18 protein-coding genes are annotated in these 20,812 nt (G+C 70.6%); 6 read left to right on the top strand and 12 right to left on the bottom strand.

Going from position 1 to position 20,812, the window contains the following annotated elements; genetic code table 11:
- Positions 1-59: 59 nt before the first annotated feature.
- The 6 genes from FHU34_RS14740 to FHU34_RS14765 form a co-directional block, all read right to left on the bottom strand.
- The gene (locus FHU34_RS14740) at positions 60-1,619 is read right to left on the bottom strand and encodes an OFA family MFS transporter (protein ID WP_145785595.1); all 1,560 of its coding nucleotides are present in this window, start codon (positions 1,617-1,619) and stop codon (positions 60-62) included.
- Between the two features lie 228 nt (positions 1,620-1,847).
- A complete protein-coding gene (locus tag FHU34_RS14745) occupies positions 1,848-2,675 on the bottom strand; it encodes an alpha/beta fold hydrolase (RefSeq protein ID WP_145780771.1) in 828 nt (275 codons plus the stop codon).
- Positions 2,672-3,544: an SDR family oxidoreductase gene (locus tag FHU34_RS14750; protein ID WP_145780773.1), complete on the bottom strand. Its 873-nt coding sequence runs from the start codon at positions 3,542-3,544 to the stop codon at positions 2,672-2,674. Before FHU34_RS14750 ends, FHU34_RS14745 begins: the two co-directional genes overlap by 4 nt.
- Positions 3,534-5,027 carry a flavin-containing monooxygenase gene (locus FHU34_RS14755; protein ID WP_145780775.1) on the bottom strand — a complete coding sequence of 498 codons (1,494 nt, stop codon included), beginning with the start codon at positions 5,025-5,027 and terminating at the stop codon, positions 3,534-3,536. Before FHU34_RS14755 ends, FHU34_RS14750 begins: the two co-directional genes overlap by 11 nt.
- On the bottom strand, positions 5,028-5,342 hold the full coding sequence (locus tag FHU34_RS14760; RefSeq protein WP_145780777.1) for a DUF4873 domain-containing protein: 315 nt from the start codon (positions 5,340-5,342) through the stop codon (positions 5,028-5,030).
- Entirely contained in the window at positions 5,339-6,067 is a 729-nt protein-coding gene (locus FHU34_RS14765; protein ID WP_145780778.1) for a TetR family transcriptional regulator, read from the bottom strand. Before FHU34_RS14765 ends, FHU34_RS14760 begins: the two co-directional genes overlap by 4 nt.
- A 48-nt stretch (positions 6,068-6,115) precedes the next feature.
- On the opposite strand from FHU34_RS14765, the gene FHU34_RS14770 reads away from it, so the two are divergent.
- Positions 6,116-7,006: an AurF N-oxygenase family protein gene (locus tag FHU34_RS14770; protein ID WP_145780781.1), complete on the top strand. Its 891-nt coding sequence runs from the start codon at positions 6,116-6,118 to the stop codon at positions 7,004-7,006.
- Between the two features lie 59 nt (positions 7,007-7,065).
- Here the strand turns inward: FHU34_RS14770 and FHU34_RS14775 are convergent, their stop codons facing one another.
- On the bottom strand, positions 7,066-7,572 hold the full coding sequence (locus FHU34_RS14775; RefSeq protein WP_145780783.1) for a VOC family protein: 507 nt from the start codon (positions 7,570-7,572) through the stop codon (positions 7,066-7,068).
- 90 nt (positions 7,573-7,662) lie between these two features.
- Positions 7,663-8,295, bottom strand: coding sequence for a winged helix-turn-helix domain-containing protein (locus FHU34_RS14780; RefSeq protein ID WP_244311676.1), 633 nt, complete (start codon positions 8,293-8,295; stop codon positions 7,663-7,665).
- Positions 8,296-8,468: 173 nt separating this feature from the next.
- On the opposite strand from FHU34_RS14780, the gene FHU34_RS14785 reads away from it, so the two are divergent.
- Entirely contained in the window at positions 8,469-12,851 is a 4,383-nt protein-coding gene (locus tag FHU34_RS14785) for a S8 family serine peptidase (protein ID WP_244311677.1), read from the top strand.
- 70 nt (positions 12,852-12,921) lie between these two features.
- Here the strand turns inward: FHU34_RS14785 and FHU34_RS14790 are convergent, their stop codons facing one another.
- On the bottom strand, positions 12,922-13,488 hold the full coding sequence (locus FHU34_RS14790) for a winged helix-turn-helix domain-containing protein (protein ID WP_145780787.1): 567 nt from the start codon (positions 13,486-13,488) through the stop codon (positions 12,922-12,924).
- A gap of 268 nt (positions 13,489-13,756) precedes the next feature.
- On the opposite strand from FHU34_RS14790, the gene FHU34_RS14795 reads away from it, so the two are divergent.
- The 4 genes from FHU34_RS14795 to FHU34_RS14810 are packed head-to-tail and all read left to right on the top strand — an operon-like array spanning position 13,757 to position 17,457.
- Positions 13,757-14,737, top strand: coding sequence for a phosphatase PAP2 family protein (locus FHU34_RS14795; protein ID WP_167524825.1), 981 nt, complete (start codon positions 13,757-13,759; stop codon positions 14,735-14,737).
- A 16-nt stretch (positions 14,738-14,753) separates the two neighbouring features.
- Positions 14,754-15,449 (top strand): response regulator transcription factor, encoded by a 696-nt coding sequence (locus FHU34_RS14800; RefSeq protein WP_088989165.1) that lies wholly within the window; start codon positions 14,754-14,756, stop codon positions 15,447-15,449.
- The gene (locus tag FHU34_RS14805) at positions 15,446-16,903 is read left to right on the top strand and encodes a sensor histidine kinase (RefSeq protein ID WP_145780791.1); all 1,458 of its coding nucleotides are present in this window, start codon (positions 15,446-15,448) and stop codon (positions 16,901-16,903) included. Before FHU34_RS14800 ends, FHU34_RS14805 begins: the two co-directional genes overlap by 4 nt.
- On the top strand, positions 16,900-17,457 hold the full coding sequence (locus tag FHU34_RS14810) for a hypothetical protein (RefSeq protein ID WP_244311678.1): 558 nt from the start codon (positions 16,900-16,902) through the stop codon (positions 17,455-17,457). Before FHU34_RS14805 ends, FHU34_RS14810 begins: the two co-directional genes overlap by 4 nt.
- 18 nt (positions 17,458-17,475) lie before the next feature.
- Here FHU34_RS14810 and FHU34_RS14815 read toward each other — a convergent pair whose 3' ends face one another.
- From FHU34_RS14815 to FHU34_RS14825, 3 genes are read right to left on the bottom strand one after another with little or no spacing between them, the layout of a single operon-like run.
- Entirely contained in the window at positions 17,476-18,498 is a 1,023-nt protein-coding gene (locus FHU34_RS14815; protein ID WP_145780793.1) for a D-alanine--D-alanine ligase family protein, read from the bottom strand.
- Positions 18,495-19,637, bottom strand: coding sequence for an alanine racemase (gene alr, locus FHU34_RS14820; RefSeq protein WP_145780795.1), 1,143 nt, complete (start codon positions 19,635-19,637; stop codon positions 18,495-18,497). Before alr ends, FHU34_RS14815 begins: the two co-directional genes overlap by 4 nt.
- Positions 19,634-20,776: an acyltransferase family protein gene (locus FHU34_RS14825; RefSeq protein WP_145780797.1), complete on the bottom strand. Its 1,143-nt coding sequence runs from the start codon at positions 20,774-20,776 to the stop codon at positions 19,634-19,636. Before FHU34_RS14825 ends, alr begins: the two co-directional genes overlap by 4 nt.
- Positions 20,777-20,812: the final 36 nt, after the last annotated feature.

The raw sequence follows: 20,812 nt of genomic DNA on the forward strand, positions 1-20,812 counted from the left end.
AAGGCACCCCTTCAAGGGGGCGCCTTCCGTTGTGATGCAAGAGGTCTGGCCGCCACGCGTCAGCCGGTGAACAGCTTCGCGGCGGTGATCGCGGTCTGGATGATGCCGTACCCGAGGAGCACCGCGACCAGCAACCAGGACAACCAGAGCCGCCCGGTCTGATTGCCGACGCGTGGTGGCGCGGGCGGCTGGCTGTCCCGCCCGAGAGCGACCGGCTCGGTGACAGTTGCCTTCGCCACGGGCGAGGTCGGCCCCCGGTTCGGTTCGTGGAACCGCTCGGGCACGGAACGGACCAGTAGGTTCGCGATGAACCCGATGGCGAGGATGCCGACCATGGTGAACAGGGCGGGCCGGTACGCCGCCGCGGTGAGGGTGCCCGGCTTGCCCTGCGTGTCGAGGATCCCATTGATGATCAGCGGGCCGGCGACACCTGCGGCCGACCACGCGGTCAGGATCCGGCCGTGGATCGCCCCGACCTGGAAGGTGCCGAACAGGTCACGCAGGTAGGCGGGCATGGTGGCGAAGCCACCGCCGTAGAAGGAGATGATCGCAGCGGCGATCAGCACGAAGACCGCGGTCGCGGAGTGGCCGGCGACGGCGAGCAGCAGATACAGCACCATGCCGACGCCGAGGTAGACCATGTAGATGGGCTTACGGCCGATGAGGTCGGACGTCGTCGACCAGACGAACCGCCCCGCCATGTTGAACAGCGACAGCACCCCCACGAAACCGGCCGCCGCTGTCACCGAGACCGTGGTGGCGGTCCCGTTGTCCCGGAAGAAGTCCTGGATCATCGGACTTGCCTGCTCCAGGATGCCGATGCCCGCGGTGACGTTGCAGAACAGCACGATCCACAGCAACCAGAACGACCGGGTACGCACGGCATTCGAGGCCGACACGCTCGCCGTCGTCACGAGAGGCCGGGAGGCGACGCTCGCGGGGTCGAACCCGGCGGGCCGCCAGTCCGGCGCCGGTACCCGGACGTTGAAGGGGCCGAACATCATGATCACGAAGTATCCGATGCCGAACGTGACGAAGAGCGCCACGAGGGCGTGTCCCGAGGCCACCGCCGCAGGATTGTTGGGGTTGTAGCCGGAGTCGTAGAGGGAGAGCAGTTGGCGCGCGAGCGGGCCGGCGACGAGAGCGCCGCCGCCGAACCCCATGATGGCCAACCCGGTGGCGAGGCCGGGCCGGTCCGGGAACCACTTGATCAGTGTGGAGACGGGCGAGATGTAGCCGATGCCGAGCCCGATGCCGCCGATGACGCCGTAACCGAGGTAGAGCAGCCAGAGCTGTTGGGTCGCGATGCCGAGCGCGCCGACCAGGAACCCGGTGGCCCAGAAACACGCCGAGACGAACATCGCCCGGCGCGGTCCGTTCCGCTCCACCCAACGGCCACCCACCGCCGCGGACGAACCCAGCATCACGATGGCGATACTGAAGATCGCCCCGATCGCCGTCTGACTGACGTCGAAGTGCGCGATGAGGGAGTTCTTGTAGACACTCGTCGCGTAGACCTGACCGATGCACACGTGCACGGCCAGGGCCGCGGTCGGGATGAGCCAGCGGCTGTATCCCGGGGGAGCGACAGTGTGCCGGGGATTGAAGACCGACAGCATGGGCATCGTCCACACCTCCTGCGGCTGAGTAGGCCGGCGGCGGTGCAGGGCTGTCCGTCCCGGTCGTTGACCGAGCGGCACCGCCACGGTGGCGGCCCGGTGCACGCCTGCGGCAGCCGTAGTCCGGCTGCATCCTCACGTTACGTGTCAGTGAGTTCACAGCCTGTCATTACCGCAAAACGGAGGTATGGAGACGTCGGCCCGCCCCTGACCTCTCTGACCGCGGCGCTAGACGGAGACCGACGGATCCGGTCGTTCGGTGCCGGGCACGGCGCCGGTGGTCTCCAGGATGAGCGCGGCGACCAGGTCCGGGTCGTCGCTCATCGGCACGTGCCCGCAACGGGGGAGCGTCACCACCCTCGCCGCGGGCAGGCCCGCCCGGGCGCGCTCGGCCTGGTGGACGCCGAAGATCCGGTCGCGGTCCCCCCAGCCGATGGTCACGGGCACCGTCGCGTCGGAGAGACGACGGCAGTCAAAGCGGTAGTCGCGGGCGGCTCGGGCGACGGCGTTGAAGCCGAGCCCGCGTCGCAGGGCGAGCGCGTCTCCCAGCGCGCGCTCGACGTCCAGCAGCGTCGGGCGGGCCATCAGCGGCGCGAAGCACAACGCCCGGAGGTACGCCGAACGCAGCGCGACCCGCATGATCGGGGTGGGCAGGTACGAGTTGGCCCGCAGCATCCGGAGGATGGCCAGCGCCCGTCGGCGCTCCGCCGAGGTGAAGAAGCCGGCGGGGGAGAAGGCGGTGGCCGAGGCGACCGCGCCGGTGGCGGCGAGCTCCAGGGCGATCGCCCCGCCGAGGCTGTAGCCGGCGACGTGCGGACGCTCCAGCCCCCACTCGGTCAGGACCGGCAGGACCCCGGCCACTGTGGCGGCCATGTCGGCGGGCATTCCGGTGCCGGGCACCGGTGAGTTCCCGAACCCGGGTAGGTCGAGCGCTGTCACCTCGTGGTGGGCGGTGAGTCGGTCGAACACCGGCTCCCATGCCTGGTGGCGGTGACCGATGCCGTGGATGAGCAGGAGTGGCTCACCGCTGCCCGCCCGACGGAAGTGAACTGTCATGACTGCTCTCCCACCGACGTCCTGCCGAAGGAGCGCCCGAGCTGACGGACCTCGTCCTCCATCTGGCCGACCATGGTTCGGCCGCCGAACCGGGTGATCAACGCGTCCGAGAGGCCGCTCAACACCACCGGCCGCAGCGCCTGCACCATGGCGAGCGACCGTGGCACGTACACAGTGCGTCTGCGGCGTTCGATGCCGCGCAGCAGGGCCTCCGCGCACTGCTCGACGGGCACGACGGTGGACAGCGGCCACGGCATCCGGCGCAGCGCGGTGCGGAAGGACGGCAGGTCGTCACGGATGTCGCGGACCAGGTCGGTGTCGATCCAGATCGGATGGGCGGTGCCGACGGTGACGCCGGTCGGGCGGGTCTCCAGGCGCAGCACGTTGGCGAACTGCTCCACGCCCGCCTTGGACGCGCAGTAGGCGGCCATGCCGGGCATCGCCGTGAAGGCGGCGGCTGACGAGACGATCAGGACGTGGCCACGGGCCGCGGTGACGTGGGGTAGCGCCGCGCTGACCGTGCGGATCGCGCCGCAAAGATTCACCTCGACGGTACGGACCAGCGCGTCGACCGGTCCGACGGCGACGGTGCCGAGGTTCGCGATGCCCGCGTTGGCCACGACCACGTCGATGCCGCCGAAGCGATCCACAGTGGATGCCACTGCGGCGTTCAGCGCCGCCTGGTCGGTGACGTCGCACTCGTACCAGTGCGCGTCGAGGTCGGCACTGAGCTGCTTGAGCAGCTCACCTTCCAGGCCCACGAGGGCGACCTGGGCGCCGCGAGCGACGGCCTCGCCGGCCATCCGCGCCCCGATACCGCGCGCCGCGCCGGTGATGAGCACCGTCCTGCCCGCCAGGTCATACCGCATCGGCGTGCTCCCGTTCCGTCTCGTTCGGGGTGGTCCCGGCCGTGGCCACCTGGTAGTCGGCCGGGCGGAACCGGCGCAGCCGCACCCGGAAGCTGGTGGCGAAGCCCGGCCAGATGGTGGTGTTGCGGCCCGTGCTGTCGAGATACCAGCTCTCACAGCCGGACTCCCACACGGTGCCGGCCATCTTCTGATCGATGCGTTCGGTCCAGCGCCGTTGCGCCTCCGCGGTGGGCTCGATGGCCTGGATATCACTGGTCCGCATGTGCCGCAGGGCCGCGACCACCAGACGCAGCTGCGCCTCGATCATCAGCACCACTGAGGTGTGCCCCAGCCCGGTGTTCGGGCCGAGCAGGAAGAACAGGTTGGGGAAGCCGTTGATGGTGGTGCCCCGGTACGCGTGCATGCTCGGGGTCCACGCCTCGCCCAGGGTGCGCCCGCCACGGCCCTTGATGCGCCGCACGACAGGGGAGTCGGTGACGTGGAAGCCGGTGCCGAAGATGACGGTGTCCGCGGGGTGGTGAACGCCGTCGGCGGTGACCAGGCCGTCCGGCACGATCCGGTCGATGCCGGCCGTGACCACGTCGACGTTCGGCTGGGCGAGCGACGGCCAGTAGTCGTTGGAGATGAGCACCCGCTTGCAGCCCATCGCGTACCGCGGGGTGAGCTTGTCCCGTAGGTGCGGGTCGGCGACCTGACGTCGCAGCGTCCGCAGGGACAGCCGCGAGGCGAAGCGGTTGACCGTCGGGTGCAGGAAACCCAGGCCCATGCCCTCGCGGACCAGATAGAGCCCTGCCCGGACGGCCCGCTGCGCGCCGGGCACCGCACGGAACGCGGCCTGCTCGGCCCGGCTGATCCGACGCGACCGCCTCGGCATGATCCAGGCGGGGGTGCGCTGGAAGAGCGTCAGCTTCTCGACCAGCGGCTGAATCTGCGGCACGAGTTGGACCGCCGAGGCTCCGGTGCCGATCACCGCGACACGACGGCCGGTCAGATCGTGGTCGTGCCGCCAACGGGCGGAGTGGAAGACCGTACCCGCGAACTCGTCGACCCCGGGCAGCTCGGGGATGGCGGGATCGCTGAGCGGGCCGGCCGCGCAGATCAGGACGCGGGCGGTGTGGTCGCCGCCGGAGGTACGCAGCAGCCAGCGTTGCCGGTGGTCGTCCCAGCGCGCCTCATGCACCTCGTGACGCAGCCGCAGCTTCGGGCGGATGCCGAAGCGGTCCACGCAGCCGCGCAGGTAGTCCCAGATCTCCGGCTGGCTGGAGAAGGTGTTCGACCAGCGGGGGTTGGGCGCGAAGGAGAACGAGTAGAGGTGCGACGGGACGTCGCAAGCGCAGCCGGGGTAGGTGTTGTCCCGCCAGGTGCCGCCGACCTCGTCGCCCCGGTCGAAGACGAGAAAGTCGGTGAAGCCGGTCCGCTGGAGGCGGATGGCGGCGCCCAGACCACCGAAGCCGGCGCCGATGATGGCAACGTCTGTCTCCATTCACTCCTCCGTGAGCTCGGGCGCGGCAGTCGACTCGGCGGCAGTCGACTCGGCGGCGGGCGGCCAGGGCGGATCGCCCACGCCGGTGACTCGTACGCCGCCCCACGGATCGATCTCGGCCAGTCGTGCGGCCCGGACGCGGTCGGCGATGCGCACCTCGACGTCGCGTCGCCCGGAGCGCAGCAGGTGGGCCACCCGGGGCTCGGGCTCGATCCGCCCGCCCCAGTGGAAGCGGCCGTCGACCGGCTCCCACCGCCCGCTGAGGTGCACCCGGACCGAGGTGCCCTCGACGCCCGCCGGGCCGTGGTAACTCACGGCACGATCCGCTCGTGGGCGCGGGTGAGCTCGTGCGGCAGGTCGGCGCTGGCCCGTACCCCCTCGATGCCGCTCCACAGCAGAGCGGTCAGGTAGTCGGTGAGGGCCGCCCGGCTGATGGGCTGGCCGTGCGTGGTCCACCAGTCGCCGACCGCCTGCACGAAACCCACCAGGCCGTACGCCCAGGGCTCAGCGGGACCGGCGTCCAGGCCCAGCGTACGTAGCCGGTCGCCGATCACCCGGGCGAGCCCGGCGGCCACCTGCCGGCTGGTGCCGGCGATCACCTGGTGGATGCCGGGGTCGCCGGACTGGTGCATCAGGAACCGGTAGAGCCTCGGCTCCGACTCGATCACGCCCAGGTAGGCGTCGATGGTCGCCTCGACCAGGTCACGTTCCTCGCGGACCTGCTCGACGGCGGGCGCGATCGTGTCGACCATCCGGGCCGCCACCACTTCGCTGACCGCGACCCAGAGCTGCGACTTGTCGGCGAAGTAGCGGTACAGAACCGGCTTGCTGACGCCGGCGGCGGCGGCCACCTGTTCCATGTCGACCTCCGGCCCGTGCCGCAGCAGCGCCTGCACGGCAGCCGCGACCAACTCCTGCCTTCGTTGCTCACGATGGTCCGCCCAGCGGTCTCGACGGCCGTTGCCCTTCGCCTTCGTTGCGCCGTCGGGGGGCGTGGTCGGCGGGTCGGACGCATTGACATCGGTGAACGGCGATTGCATGCTACTACTCGTAACAGTTACCGGTCGTCACGTCAATATGGAGGAGCCATGGAGGCGGCGGAAACCGGGCGTGCGGCGGTCGCCGAGCGACTGCTCACGTCCTCACTGCGGACCAGCTACGACCCCACCGTCGAGATCGACTGGGACGCCCCGCACACCCCCGGTGCCTACTGGCTTCCGCCGCAGCGCAGCAGCCTCTATGGCACGCCACTGTGGGGGCAGCTCAGTGAGGAGCAGCGCGTCGAGCTCACCAAGCACGAGGTGGCCAGCGCGGCCAGCGCCGGGCTGTGGTTCGAGACGATCCTCATGCAGATGCTGATCCGGGAGTACTACCGCGCCGACCCGACCAGTCGACAGGCGCAGTACGCGTTGACCGAGGTCGCCGACGAGTGCCGGCACTCCATCATGTTCGGCCGGCTGATCGAGGCGATGGGCTGTCCGGTCTACCGCGCGAGCACCGTGGACCACCACCTCGGGCGGTTCCTCAAGGCCACCGCCAGCGGGCCCCGGATGTACGCGGCGATCCTCATCGCGGAGGAAATCCTCGACGCGTTCCAGCGCGAGATCATGGCGGACGAGTCGCTCCAGCCTCTCATCCGGATGGTCTCCCGCATCCACGTGGTGGAGGAGGCCCGACACGTCCGGTTCGCCCGTGCGGAACTGGCCGCCGCCGTCGAGGCCACCGGCCCGGCAGGCATGGCGTACGCCCGGCTGTTGGTCGGTCGCGCCGCCTACACGATCGCCGGCCGGCTGGTCCATCCCGACGTGTACGCGGCGGTGGGCATTCCACCGGCCGTCGGTCGTGCCGCTGCCCGCGCCAACCCGCACTGGCGTGCCACCCTGCGCTGGTCGGCGGCGCGGGTGCACGCCAACCTGGCGGGTGTCGGTCTGGTGGCCGGGCCGGGGCGTCTGCTGTGGGCCCGGGCCGGGCTGATCTGACCTGACGCCGCTCGGTGCGGCGGCATGGGGGCGTGAGCCCGCCCCCATGCCGCCTGAGCTCACTCGCTGCGGGCGAAACCGCCCTTCGGCGCGATGAGTTCGAGGTTCGTTCCGTCCGGATCGTTGAAGTACGCGACCTCGGTGCCGAGGGCCTCCGGCGGGTTGACCTCGCCGGCCGCGAAGGTGTACGGCTCGCCGAGGAACTCGATCCCGGCGGCGCGCATCCGGTCGACGACCGAGCGCACGTCGTCCACGTGGAAGCAGAGGTGCATCGAGCCGGGCCGGTTCGCGGCCACCTGGGCGACCTCGCCGACCGGGTCCTGGAACTGGATCAGGTCGATCCCCAGGTTGTCGAGGTTGAAGGTGGCGTACCGCAGCTTCGTCGTCGGCAGCCCCTGCGACTGCGCGAAACCGGCTCCGTGCATGGTCTCGTCCCGGACGACCGGTTCCTTGCCGAGCAAGGCCTGATAGAACGCTACCGAGCGGTCGAGGTCACTCACCGCGATCCCGACGTGCGCGGCCGACGTGAGGCCGATGGACACGTTCGAGAGGTCGGGGAATGCCATTCGGAGTCTCCTTACCAGCGTCTTCGTCGCCTGTGTCGCTGCTGATCTTCAGGTCGTACCCGCCGCTTGATCAGTTCATGCGTCGGCGCGTCAGGCGCGTTCGACCCGGGCCTGCTGGTGATCGGTCAGCCGCAGGCCGACACCTCGAACGACGTCGATGGTGGCCAGGGTGCCGAGGTCGTGCAGCTTGCGGCGTAGCCGCTTCACCAACGACTGCACGTCCGCCTTACGTTCGCGCCCCTCGTCGCCCCAGACCGACCGGTGCAACTCCGCGTAGCTCCAGACCCGGACCGGCTCGGTGATCAGGCAGGTCAGCAGGTCGTGTTCCAGTCGGGTGAGGTCGACTTCACGTTCTCCGCAACGGGCGCTCGACCGGGCCGAGTCGATCACCAGAGCGCTGGCCGGCTCGGATGCCGCCGCGGCCATCTGCTGGGGGGCGGCGATCAGTCGGCGTAGCTCGTCGAGATCGGCCACGAGCAGTAGCGGTGCGATGCCGTCGAGTCGCTCCGCGAGCCGGATGCGCTCGGCCGGCGACGACGTCACCGCGATCAGTAGCGGGAACGGCTCGTCGGCCGGATCCCCCCTGTTTGACGTCGCATCGTCGTCCTCGGCCACAGCACCGCCCGGGATCGATGGGCATCCCTGCCCGGCTCTCGTCATGGTCCTGACAATGATTGGCAAGCGCGTCGTCAGCGCGGCAACTCTTAGCGACAAGTTGCTCACGGCAAGTTCTTGATCGTCCTTTCTTCTCGATCATAGTGTCCACTCGGGCAACCGGCGTGACCCGCGCGGTGCATGGGAGGTCCACCCATGGCCCATCTTCACCCTGGGTCGTTCTGAGGGAGGCAGCACCGATGTTCAGACGTCCACAATGGCGGCGCACAGCCAGATCACTGGTGAGCGCCGGTGCGGCGGCGATCCTCGCCGCGACATGCTTGGCCACCATCGGCTCGGGCGCGCAGGCGGCGCCGGGCGGCGGGATGCAGGCGGGCGCCCCGACCGGCGACAAGATCCGACCCGAGCTCGCCAAGCAGCTCCAGGCCAAGAGTGAAGGTGACTTCTGGATCCGGTTCAAGGACCGGGCGGACCTCAGCAAGGCCAGCGCCATCAAGGACTGGTCGAAGCGCGGTACCGCGGTAGCGGACGCTCTGCGCAAGACCGCCGCCGCGAGCCAGGGCAAGATCCGGGCCGACCTCGACAGCTCGGGCACCAGGTACCAGACCTTCTGGGCCACCAACGCGATCAAGGTGAACAGCGGCTCGCTGGCGATGGCGCAGAAGTTCGCCGGCCACTCCGAGGTCGAGGGCCTCTACGCGCCGGTTGCCTACAAGGTGCCCGAGACCACCAAGGGCACTGACGAGAAGACCGTGAACGCCCTCGAGTGGGGCATCGCCAACATCAACGCCGACGACGTCTGGTCCCAGTACGGCGTCAAGGGCGAGGGCATCACCATCGCCAACATCGACACCGGGGTCCAGTTCAACCACCCGGCGCTGGTCAACTCCTACCGCGGCAACAACGGCGACGGCACGTTCGACCACAACTACAACTGGTTCAACGCCGCCAACTCCACCGGCGCCTGCGCCACCGCCCCCTGCGACGGCGACGGCCACGGCACGCACACCATGGGCACCATGGCCGGCTCCGACGGCGCGAACCAGATCGGTGTCGCGCCCGGGGTCAAGTGGATCGCGGCGAACGGTTGCTGCCCCAGCGACGCCGCTCTGATCGAATCCGGTCAGTGGATGCTCGAACCGCTGGACCTCAACGGCCAGAACGCGGACGCGAGCAAGCGGCCGAACATCATCAACAACTCGTGGGGCACCCGGGACCCGTCCAACGAGCCCTTCATGGAGGACGTGACGGACGCCTGGGCAGCCTCCGGGATCTTCGGCACCTGGTCCAACGGCAACAGCGGGCCGGCATGCCAGACGAGTGGTTCGCCGGGCAGCCTCGCCAGCAACTACTCGACCGGCGCGTACGACGTCAACAACAACGTCGCCGGCTTCTCCGCCCGGGGCGTCGGGCAGAACGGCGAGATCAAGCCCAACATCTCGGCGCCGGGCGTGAACGTCCGGTCGAGCATCCCGGGCAGCGCGTACGGCAGCATCAGCGGGACCTCGATGGCCGCACCGCACCTCGCGGGCGCGATCGCGCTGCTGTACTCGGCGGCGCCCTCGCTGATCGGTGACGTCGACGCCACCCGTGCGCTGCTCAACGGCGCGGCGATCGACAAGGCCGACGACCAGTGCGGCGGCACCGCCGCCGACAACAACGTCTACGGCGAGGGCCGCCTGGACGCCCTCGCGCTTCTCAACGCGGCCCCGACCGGCGACATCGGCATCCTGGCCGGCACGGTCACCGACGCGGCCACCGGCGCCCCGATCGCCGGCGCGACCCTCACGCTCACCGGCCCGGCCGCGCGGGAGCTGACCACCGGCGCCGACGGCAAGTACTCGACCCAGCTGCCCACCGGTGACTACCAGGTCGCCGTGGCGGCCTTCGGCTACGGCAGCACCACGAAGACGGCGACCGTCGCCAAGGGCGCGACCACCACGCTCAACGTCGCGTTGACGCCGGTGCCCAGTGTCAACGTCACCGGAGCGGTCACCGACGGCTCCGGCCACGGCTGGCCGCTCTACGCCAAGGTGACAGTGACCGGCGTGTCCGGCGTCTACGACTACACCACCCCGTCGAACGGCCGCTACAGCATCAAGCTGCCGGCCGGGCAGACCTACACCCTGACGTACGAGTCGCAGTACCCGGGCTATCAGACCGTCACCAAGCAGGTCGTTGTCGGCACGGGTAACGCCACCGCCAACGTCGCCGTGCCGGTGGACACCGACACCTGCACCACCGCCCCCGGGTACACGTTCGGCTCCGACGGTGAGTACGAGACCTTCGACGCCACGACCACCCCGGCCGGCTGGACCGTGGTGGACAACGCGGGCAGCGGCCAGGTCTGGAAGTTCACCGACGACGGCGACCGGGGCAACCTGACCGGCGGCAGCGGCAACTTCGCGATGATCGACAGCGACAACTACGGCGCCGGCACCAGCCAGGACACCTCACTGGTCAGCCCGGTGGTCGACCTGACCGCCGTCACCGCTCCGGTGATCCGCTTCAACCAGGACTTCAACCAGCTCAACGACGACACCGCCGACGTCGACCTGAGCATCGACGGTGGCGCCACCTGGACCAACGTGCTCCGGCAGGAGACCGACGTCCGGGGCCCGAAGGTGACCGAGATCCCGATCCCGCAGGCGGCCGGTAAGGCGCAGGTGCAGGTCCGGTTCCACTACTACGACGCCTCGTACGAGTGGTGGTGGGAGGTCGACAACGTCCTCATCGGCAGCCAGGTCACCTGCGTGCCGGTCGACGGCGGTCTGGTCGTCGGTAACGTCCGCGACAAGAACGACGACAGCTACGTCAACGGTGCCACCGTCACCAGCAAGGACCGGCCCGCCGAGAAGGCCGTCACCGTGGCGACCCCGGACGACCCCGGGCTGGCCGACGGCTTCTACTGGATCTACTCGTCGCTGACCGGCGAGCACGAGTTCACGGCGACCGCCGGCAACTACGTCAGCCAGACCAAGTCGGTCGACGTCGAGGCCGACTGGGCGACCACCGCGAACTTCCAGCTCGCGGCCGGGCGACTGTCGGTGACGCCGACCGAGCTGAGCGCGACGCTCCAGATGCCCAACGGCAAGGCGAGCAGGACGTTCACGGTGACCAACACCGGCGGCGCGCCGGTCGAGGTCAAGTTCAGCGAGCGGGACAACGGATTCGAACTCCTCCGGGCGGACGGGTCCACCGTCACCCGGCAGCAGGTGCTCGGGGGCAGCGGCGCTCCGGAGCAGCGGCTCACCGTACCGACGTCGTTCGCCTCCAAGGCGTCCGGCAAGGAGGCCAAGGCCGCCGCCGCCGCGACCGGCCCGCAGGCCGCGCCGTGGACCGACATCGCCAACTACCCGTCCGTGATCATGGACAACCGGGTGGTGAACCTGGACGGCAAGGTGTACTCGATCGGCGGTGGCGACGGTAACGCCTCCACCACCAAGAACTACGCCTACGACCCGGCCGCCCAGACCTGGACCGCGATCGCGGACCTCCCGGGCGCTCGCAACGCCCTGACGGTGGGCGTCCTGAACGGGAAGATCATCGCCAGCGGTGGCTGGGGCGACGAGGGCCCGGACTCCGCCACGTGGTCGTACGACCCGGGGGCCAACACCTGGACCGAGCTGGCCGACAACCCGGCACCCCGGGCCGCGGCCGGTCAGGGCGTCGTCGACGGCAAGCTGTACGCGGTCGGTGGCTGCACCACTGCCAACTGCACGCCGATGTCGAACAGCGTCGTCCGGTACGACCCGGCCACCGACGCCTGGGCGACGATGGCCAACTACCCGAAGTCGGTGGCCTTCGCCTCCTGCGGCGGGATCGACGGCATCCTCTACTGCACCGGTGGCAACGACGGCTCCGCCGCGCAGAAGTCCAGCTACGCCTACGACCCGGGTGCCAACACCTGGACCGCGATCGCCGACGCGCCGGCCGACAACTGGGCCAGCTCGTACGCCGTCGCCAGCGGCAAGCTGCTCGTCGTCGGTGGCTCGCAGGGTGGGGCCATCAGCAACGCCGGCTTCGCCTTCGACCCGGCCGCCGGCTCGTGGTCGAACCTGCCGAACGCCAACACCGCCCGTTACCGGGGCGGCGCGGCATGCGGCTTCTACAAGATCGGCGGCTCGTCGGGCAACTTCAACGCGGCAGCCAACAGCGAGGTGCTCCCGGGCTTCGAGGGTTGCGCCGAGTCGGCGGCCGACGTCAGCTGGATGACCATCGACAAGACGGCGGCCACCCTGGCGCCGGGTGCGAAGGTCACGGTCACCGTCGGCCTGTCGGCCAACGTGGACCAGCCGGGCACCTACTCCGGTTCGGTCGGGATCACGGAGAACACGCCGTACTCGGTGGCGCCGGTCGCGGTGACCATGACCGCGAACCCCCCGAAGACGTGGGGCAAGCTCATGGGAACGGTCATCGGCAGCAGCTGCCAGGGTGCGACCTCGCCGCTCGCCGGCGCGGTCGTCCAGGTCGACTCGTGGGCGGCGTCCTACACCTTCGCCACCGACGCCGAGGGCAGGTACGCCTACTGGGTGGACCGCCGCAACAACCCGCTCACGATGATCGTCGCCAAGGACGGCTGGAAGCCGCAGACCCGCCAGACGAGGATCAACACCACCACTCCGACCGTGGAGAACTTCGGGTTGGTACCGATCAAGTGCTGACGCCTGAGCGGTAGCGCACAGTCCGGCCCGCCTGGTTTCGACCAGGCGGGCCGGACCGTGTTCGGGGGGATCAGACCGGGGCGAGCCGGAAGCCGACCCCGCGTACCGAGTGGATGGTCGTCGCGGCGTTGAGTCTCGCGAGTTTGCCGCGCACGCGGCGGACCACCGAGTGCATGTCGGAGCCCCGGCCGAGGTGCCGGTTGCCCCAGACCTCGAGGTGCAGACGCTCGTAGGTCCAGATCTGCCCGGGCGCGTGCACCAGGCAGAGCAGGACGTCGTGTTCCAGTCGGGTCAGGTCGATCTCCTGGTCGCGCCACCGCAGCACCCGGCGGTCGGAGTCGACGGCCAGGTCCGGTGGCGGCAGCTGCGGGCTCGGTGCCACCTCGGCGAGTACGGCTGTGGCTTGTGGGGCCGGGGCGAGCACGGCTTCGGTTTGCGGGGCCCCGGCGGGCACCGGCCCGTTCGGCGAGGTCGCCGCCGTAGGTGTCTCGACCACGCCGAGAAACTCTCGGGCCTGGTCGACTGTCGAGACGATCAGAAAGGCGTCACTGCCGCCGAGCAGCCGGGCCAGATGTCGGCGTTCGGCCGGCGAGGACGCGATGCCGATGACCAGGCTGGCGACTGGAATTCCCTGCATTCCCCCCACCCCTTCCGGTGCTCCAGCTCTCCGGATGGATTGTTCGCACCGACGACCGAGACATCGATCGGTGTCCTGACCTTAGTGGTGGCTGATCTCGGCGGGGTAAAACATAGTTGCATGTAAGCATGTGAATGCCGCTTGTCCGTCGAGGCCCACCCGGCCCTTCCGACGACGATCCGCCTCCCGCCGGCGCCGGGGGCGGTTGTGACAGAACCAAGACATTCCGAGTACGGCATCCGGACCTGCCGGGACGAGCATGGCCGACATGACCATCGGATCGTCGTACCCCGTGGGGCGGTCGACGCCCGGCTCGCCGTCGGCGCGACCCCTGCCCTCCGCCCGCGCGGCGGTGCCGCTGGGTCTGCGGCTGCTCGCGGCGGCGCTGTGTTGTCTGGTCGCGTTGGCGCTCACCGCCGCCGTCTTCGTCCGGACGTACCCCGGTCAGTGGCTGGACGGCCTGCTCCTGCCTCGCGCCGAGCGGGGTGGGGGATACGAACAGGAGACCGTCCTGGTGGATCCGGCCAAGACCCTGCTGGCCGGCTTCGGCAGCCCGACACTCCTCGCCGCCCTCCTCGGCGCGGTGCTGCTGGTGGGTGTGCTCCGTCGCCGGCTGGTGGCGGGGGCCGTCGGTGTGGGCATGGTGGTCGGCGCGGTGCTGACAGCCGGTGCGCTGAAGTCGGCGCTGCCCCGTCCGGAGCTCCAGATCGAGAGTTCGACCACCCACAACAGTTTCCCCAGCGGGCACGTCGCGGCGGCGACGGCGCTGCTGCTGGCGTTCATGCTGGTTCTGCCCGGGTGGGCCCGTCGCCTTCTGGCGGTGCCCGGCGCGGCCGGTGTCTCGGTGATCGCCTCGGCCACGATGATCGCCGGCTGGCACCGGTTCAGTGACGTGCTCGGCGGCGTACTGCTGGGGGTGGCGTTGTTCTGCCTGGCCGCGGCCGCGTTGGCGGGTCTGCGGGGTGACCGGGACGCGGACGGCGAACCGGACGGCGGGAGCCTGTGGCGTCGGTTGGCCGAGGTGGCGGTGGGTCTGGTCGCGCTGCTCTGGGCGCTGGTGGCGGTGGTGCCCGGTCTGGCGGCCTCGGTGCAGCGCGGGGCACTCGTCGCCATCGTGGTGGCGGGTGCGACGACGATGTTCCTGGTGGGTGTGGTGGTGTTCCTGGTGCGCTCGGCGGACTTCGTGGTCCCGCTGGGAGCCCGGCGTGGTGGACTGCCGTCGTCGGCTGATTTTCAAAAGATCTCATGATGGGATACTTGACGACATGTCCCAGGTCCTGCTGATCGAAGACCACCAGACGGTGCGCGACGGACTTCAGTTGGCGCTCACCCGACAGGGCCACACGGTGCACGCCGTGGAGACCGGCGAGCAGGGGTTGGAACGGCTCCGCAGCACCCCCTCCGACGTCGTGGTCCTCGATCTGATGCTGCCCGGGATGGACGGGTTCGAGGTGTGCCGCCGGATCCGACAGCTCGGCGACCTGCCGATCATCATGCTGACCGCCCGCAACGACGACATGGACGTGGTCGCGGGGCTGGAGGCCGGCGCCGACGACTACGTGGTCAAGCCCGTGCAGGCCCGGGTGCTCGAGGCGCGGATCCGCGCGGTGCTCCGACGGACCGGCGGCGAGTCGCGGCGTGCCGGTGGCGAGCGGCCCGGCCTGGAACAGCACGGCGCGTTGACCATCGACCGGGCCGCGCTGGTGGTCAGCAAGGACGGCGTGCCCGTCGGCCTCGCCCCGACCGAGCTGCGTCTGCTGCTCGAACTCTCGCACACGCCGGGCCAGGTGCTCAGCCGCCAGCAACTGCTGGAGGCCGTGTGGGAACACGGGTACCTCGGCGACTCGCGGCTCGTGGACGCGTGCGTCCAGCGGCTGCGCGCCAAGATCGAGGTCGACTCGTCGGCACCGGTCTTCATCCAGACCGTGCGCGGTTTCGGATACCGGTTCGGGCCGCTGTGACACTCTGGCGCTGGGCCGGCGCCCGGGTCTCGGGCCTGCGGGTCCGGCTGCTCCTGGCGTTCGTGCTGCTCGGCGTGACCACCACGGCCGTCGTGGCCAGCGGCAGCTACGTCCAGGCCCGGACGGTCATCCTCCAACAGGCGCAGGACGCCGCGGTGACGTCGCTGACCGACCAGCTCACCAAGTACTACCCGATAGCCCAGTTGCCGCCGACCCAGGACGACCTCGACATCCTGGCCCAGCGTCTCTCCGACCGGAAGACGACCACGGTGGTCGTCTACCGCGACCTGCGGTCGCAGGGTGTCGGGGTGACCGACGCGCTCACCCCGGAGCTGCGGCAGGAGGTCGGCGACGGCCAGATCGCCTGGCAACGGGTCGTGCTCGACGGGGAACCCAAGCTGATCATCGGCACCCAGTTGGCGCTCGAACGACCCGACGGCACCTCCCGCCCGTCCGGGCTGGAGGTCTATTCGGTGCGCAGCCTCCTACCCGAGCAGCAGAGCATCGACCAGCTCGCAGCTCGCGCGTGGCTGACCGGCGGGCTGTCGCTGGTCCTCGCCGTCCTGCTGGCCCTGCTGGCCGCCGGCAGCGTGCTGCGACCCGTACGCGAGTTGGGCCGGGCGGCGCGCAGCCTCGGCGAGGGTGACCTGACCACCCGGCTGACCGTCCGGGGCGTCGACGAGCTGGCCGATGTGGCGCGGACCTTCAACGAGACCGCCGGGAGGCTGGAACGGCAGGTCGGGGAGCTGCGACGAATGGAGTCCGACGCCCGCCGGTTCGTGGCGGACGTCTCGCACGAACTCCGTACGCCGTTGGCCGCGATGACGGCGGTGACCGACGTGCTCGACGAGGAGGCGGAACACCTGCCCGGGGACGCGGGCCGGGCAGCCCGGCTGGTCAGTCAGGAGACGCAGAACCTCACCCAGCTGGTCAACGACCTCATCGAGGTCAGCAGGTTCGACTCCGGCACGGCACGGCTCGCCCTGGACGACGTGGACGTGGCCGCGGCGGTGACCGCGACCCTGCGCATCCGTGGCTGGACCGACCGGGTACGTGCGGAGCTGCCGTCCGGAGTCGTGGCCCGGCTCGACCCCCGCCGGTTGGACGTCATCGTCGCCAACCTGGTCGGAAACGCCTTCCGGCACGGCGCCGAGCCGGTGTCGGTGCGCCTGAGCGCCGACGAGGACTGGGTCACCATCGAGGTGGCCGACCGAGGGCCTGGACTGGACCCGGAGGTGTTGCCGCACGTGTTCGACCGTTTCTACAAGGCCGACACCGCCCGGACCCGGTCCGAGGGCAGCGGCCTCGGCCTCGCCATCTCCTGGGAGAACGCGCGCCTGCACCGCCACGGTGAGCGCCGGGGAAGTCTCGTCGCCGGTAACGGCCCCGGTGGCGGCGCCGTGTTCACGCTCCGCCTGCCCCGCGACACCACGGACGACGGAGGTGCCCGGTGACCGGCCGGCGGACGGGCCGCGCGCTGATCGCCGGCGGGCTGCTCGTCGCCCTGCTCACGGCGGGCTGCGGGGTGCGGCCCAGCGCCGTCATCACCGGTCGCGCCGCGGTCAGCGGCCCCGCCGAGGGCATCGGGGTCTACCTTCTCGCGCAGGGTGACCCCGCGCTGGTCCTCCGGCAGCCGAAGGCGACCCAGGCCGGTGTCGCGCCCGCCGTGAACTGTTCACCGTCATCCCCGGGCGGCTCGCCCTGCCAGCCGGCTCAGGCCCTCGCCCTGCTCGCGGCGGGTCCGAGCGAGGACGAACGCGCCAGCGGTCTGACCAGCGAGGTGCCCGCCGGGCTCGGCCCGTTCACCGTGACGCCGGGGGGGCAGAGATCCGACCTCACGGTGACGACGACCGGCGCGGTACGGCCGTTGACGGCCGACGCGGTCGACCAGATCGTCTGCACGGTGACCGACGCCGCCACGCAGGTAGGCCTGGTGAACGGTCCCGCCGCGGTCAGCATCGTCGGACCCGACGGCGCTCGGCAGCCTCGACGGTGCCCGATCAGATGACCGGGCACCCGCCACCGCTCACACCAGGTTGACCGCCCGTGCCTGCCGGGGAAGCCCGCCGTAGCGGCTCCGGTCCTCGTCGGCCAGCGCGCCGTCGATCAGGATGTCGATCAGGTCGACGAACCCGAGGCCGGCCTTCTGCCAGATCTGCGGGAACTGCGACGCGGCGGTGAAACCGGGGAACGTGTTCACCTCGTTCACGATGGGCTCTGGCGACCCCTCGGCGGGCAGGAAGAAGTCCACCCGGAGCAGCCCACGGCAGTCGAGGGCCTGGAAGGCGCGGATCGCGCGGTCCTGGAGCACCTCGGTGGTCGCCGCGTCCAGCGCAGCGGGGATCTGGAAGATCGCGCCGCCGTCGTACTTCGCGTCGTAGTCGAAGAAACCGGCACCGGTCACCCGGATCTCCAGCGGCGGGCCGGCCTGCACCCGGCCGTCCGGGTGCTGCAGGACCGCCACGTCGATCTCCCGACCCCGGGCCCCCTGCTCGACGAGCACCTTCGGGTCGACCTGTCGGGCCTGCTCCAACGCGGCGGGAACCCCCGACCAGTCGTCCACCTTGACGACGCCCAGGCTCGACCCGGCCCGAGCCGGTTTGACGAAGACCGGCAGGTCCAGGCGTTGCCGGTCGTCGGGCGACAGGTCCTCGCCCGGCCGCAGGGTCACCCCCGGACTGACCCGCAGCCCTTCGGCGGCGAGGAGCCGCTTGGTGACACCCTTGTCCATACCGGCGGCGCTGGCGAAGACACCGTTGCCGACGTACGGCACCCCGAGCCACTCCAGCAGCGAGGCGACAGTGCCGTCCTCGCCGTACGGGCCGTGCAGAGCCGGGAACACCACGTCCTGGGCGCGCAGCACGCGCAACGCCGCGGGGAGTGCCGTCGGGCGTCCGTCGACGTGCCAGCCGCCGTCCTTGTCGATGAGCACCTCGGTGACCCGGTACCGCGCACGGTCCACGTGGGCGAGGATGCTCGCCGCCGAGCGGCAGGACACGTCGTGCTCGCCGCTCTGTCCGCCGTACAGCACTGCCAGTCGGGTTGTCATGAAATGCGTGCCCTTCCGTGGAGGTGGTCGCGGGCCACCCGGGCCCCGATGCCGGTCAAGATCTCGTGTGGGTTGGTGTCCGCCCAGCGGGCCCACTCGACGACAGTCGGTGGGTCCTGGTCGGCCTCGCTCGGGCCGAACACCACGACCGGGTCGCCGATCGCCACGGGAAGGTCCCCGACGTCGACCACGCACTGGTCCATGGCGATGCGCCCGACGATCGGGCACCGCCGGCCGGCGAGCCACACCCAGGCGCGACCACCCGCGGCGCGGGGGAGGCCGTCGGCGTACCCGAGCGGCAGCAGCGCCAGAGTGGTCGGCGCCCCCGTCACGTGCTCGGGCCCGTAGGAGACGCCGGTGCCGGCCGGTACCCGCTTGACGTTGACCACGCTCGTACGCAGTGTCATCGCGGCGTGCAGCCCGAACTCGCCCGGGCCGGTCGCGCCGAACGGGTCCACGCCGTACAGCGCGATTCCGATTCGGCAGAGGTCGAAGCGGGTCCGTGGCGCCGACAACGCGGCCGCCGAGTTGGCCAGGTGGACCAGTTCGGGGTCGAGGCCCGCCGACCGGGCGACCCGCAGCGCCTCCTCGAAGGACGTCACCTGGCGGTCCAACTCGGGAGCGCCCGGGACGTCGGCGTCCATGAGGTGGGACCACACCCCACGCACCCGGATCCCACCCTCCCGTTCGTACTTGCGAGCCCAACCGACCAACTCGGGCCAGTCGTCGCCGGCGGCCCCGTTGCGGGACAAACCGGTGTCGGCCTTGAGCTGCACCATCGCCGGTACGCCGAGCCGGTGGACCGCGTCGGCGACGGCGTGCAGGTGCGTCGTCGTCGACACGCCGACGTCGACGCCAGCGTTGATCAACTTACCGAAGTCGTCGTTCGGGCCGTGCAGCCAGCTCAACGTGGGCGCGGTCACACCCGCGTCGCGCAGGGTCAGCGCCTCGCGCGTCGAGGTCACCCCCAACCAGCTCGCACCGGCGCGAACTGCCGCCCGGGCCACCTGCGCCGCGCCGTGGCCGAACCCGTCGGCCTTCACCACCGCCATCAGGTCGGTGCCGGTGACCGACGCGATCGTGCGCACGTTGGTGGCGATCGCGTCGAGGTCGACGAGCGCTTCGGCCAGGGCGCTCATCGGGACGCCTCCGCCCGGCGAGGACCGGGCAGGGCGAACAGCCAGCCCGCCCGGACCGCCAGCAGGCCACGGTGCACGGCCAGGCTCAGGCCGATCACCAGGCCGGTCAGCAGAACCGGATATCCGAGCACGATCAGGCCCTGAGCGGACGGACCCAGCTCGGAAACCGGTACGAGCAACAGCCGGTGCAGCAGGGCCAGGACCGGCATGTGGACGACGTAGATCGGCAGGGTGATGCGGCCGAGACTAGCCAGCGGTTTGCTGAGCGCCGACCAGCGAGCCAGCAGGGCAGCGGCGGTTATGCCGAAGATCACTGCCACGACGGAGACCGCCGGCCACACGCCGAACCACTGCTGTGCGCCGGCCAGCGCCATCGCGGCGAGCGCGAGAACGTAGGCCCCCGAGGTCAGGAGGAGACGTCGCCGGCTGGCGGTGGCGGCCCAGCGCTGGATCTGCGGTCGCAGGTACAGGCCGGCGAGGAAGAACACCAGGTTCTGGTAGAGCCCAGCACGGTTGCCCGGTGTGTCGAGCAGGCCGGCGGCGGCGACGGCGGACAGCACCCCGGCGGGTACGAGCACCAGCGCCCAGGGTGCCCGACGGATCGCCTTGGCGATCGTGAAGTACAACGCCAGGGCGTACAGGTACCAGAGGTTGGACGGCGTGATCGTGAGCTGCTCCAGCACGCCGAGGGCGGAGGTGGCGCGGTCGGTCGGCAGGTCGGGGGCTGCGGCGAGGACCGCGGTGTGGATCAGTAGCCAGAGGGCGTACAGGTAGAGGAACCCGGCGACCCGGCTGCGGGCCACGACCCGCCAGGGCCGCTGGGCGGCGTTCGCCGCGAAGACGCCCGAGATGGTGAAGAACAACGGCATCCGCAGCGGAAGGAACTGCTCACCCAGCGTCCCCCACAGGCCCGGCACCGGTACGCCGACGTGCCAGTCGATCTGTAGGTAGTCCTTCACGACGACGTGCCACAGGACGACGAGAATGATGCAGGCGCCCTTCGCGGCGTCGGCCCATTCCGCCCGCTGCGATCGTCCCTCGGTGCGGGTCGTCCCGGTTTGGTGCCGGTGGCGGAACCGGACGCGCGTCTCGTCGGGCGGCAGCTCGGCGACCCGGGACCCGGTCAGCTGTTGGATCATTCATCGGAAGGTGCCAGCCGGATATCCGCACGTGAT

It is taken from the genome of Micromonospora taraxaci (assembly GCF_007830095.1).
Lineage (GTDB): Bacteria > Actinomycetota > Actinomycetes > Mycobacteriales > Micromonosporaceae > Micromonospora > Micromonospora taraxaci.

Bases quoted from the DNA above. Each gene is read 5' to 3' on its own strand.
- FHU34_RS14790 (WP_145780787.1), bottom strand. From the start codon at position 13,488: ATGCAGGGAATTCCAGTCGCCAGCCTGGTCATCGGCATCGCGTCCTCG.
- alr (WP_145780795.1), bottom strand. From the start codon at position 19,637: ATGAGCGCCCTGGCCGAAGCGCTCGTCGACCTCGACGCGATCGCCACC.
- FHU34_RS14765 (WP_145780778.1), bottom strand. From the start codon at position 6,067: ATGCAATCGCCGTTCACCGATGTCAATGCGTCCGACCCGCCGACCACG.
- FHU34_RS14800 (WP_088989165.1), top strand. From the start codon at position 14,754: ATGTCCCAGGTCCTGCTGATCGAAGACCACCAGACGGTGCGCGACGGA.
- FHU34_RS14755 (WP_145780775.1), bottom strand. From the start codon at position 5,027: ATGGAGACAGACGTTGCCATCATCGGCGCCGGCTTCGGTGGTCTGGGC.
- FHU34_RS14775 (WP_145780783.1), bottom strand. From the start codon at position 7,572: ATGGCATTCCCCGACCTCTCGAACGTGTCCATCGGCCTCACGTCGGCC.
- FHU34_RS14745 (WP_145780771.1), bottom strand. From the start codon at position 2,675: ATGACAGTTCACTTCCGTCGGGCGGGCAGCGGTGAGCCACTCCTGCTC.
- FHU34_RS14825 (WP_145780797.1), bottom strand. From the start codon at position 20,776: ATGATCCAACAGCTGACCGGGTCCCGGGTCGCCGAGCTGCCGCCCGAC.
- FHU34_RS14815 (WP_145780793.1), bottom strand. From the start codon at position 18,498: ATGACAACCCGACTGGCAGTGCTGTACGGCGGACAGAGCGGCGAGCAC.
- FHU34_RS14750 (WP_145780773.1), bottom strand. From the start codon at position 3,544: ATGCGGTATGACCTGGCGGGCAGGACGGTGCTCATCACCGGCGCGGCG.
- FHU34_RS14740 (WP_145785595.1), bottom strand. From the start codon at position 1,619: ATGCTGTCGGTCTTCAATCCCCGGCACACTGTCGCTCCCCCGGGATAC.
- FHU34_RS14795 (WP_167524825.1), top strand. From the start codon at position 13,757: ATGACCATCGGATCGTCGTACCCCGTGGGGCGGTCGACGCCCGGCTCG.
- FHU34_RS14770 (WP_145780781.1), top strand. From the start codon at position 6,116: ATGGAGGCGGCGGAAACCGGGCGTGCGGCGGTCGCCGAGCGACTGCTC.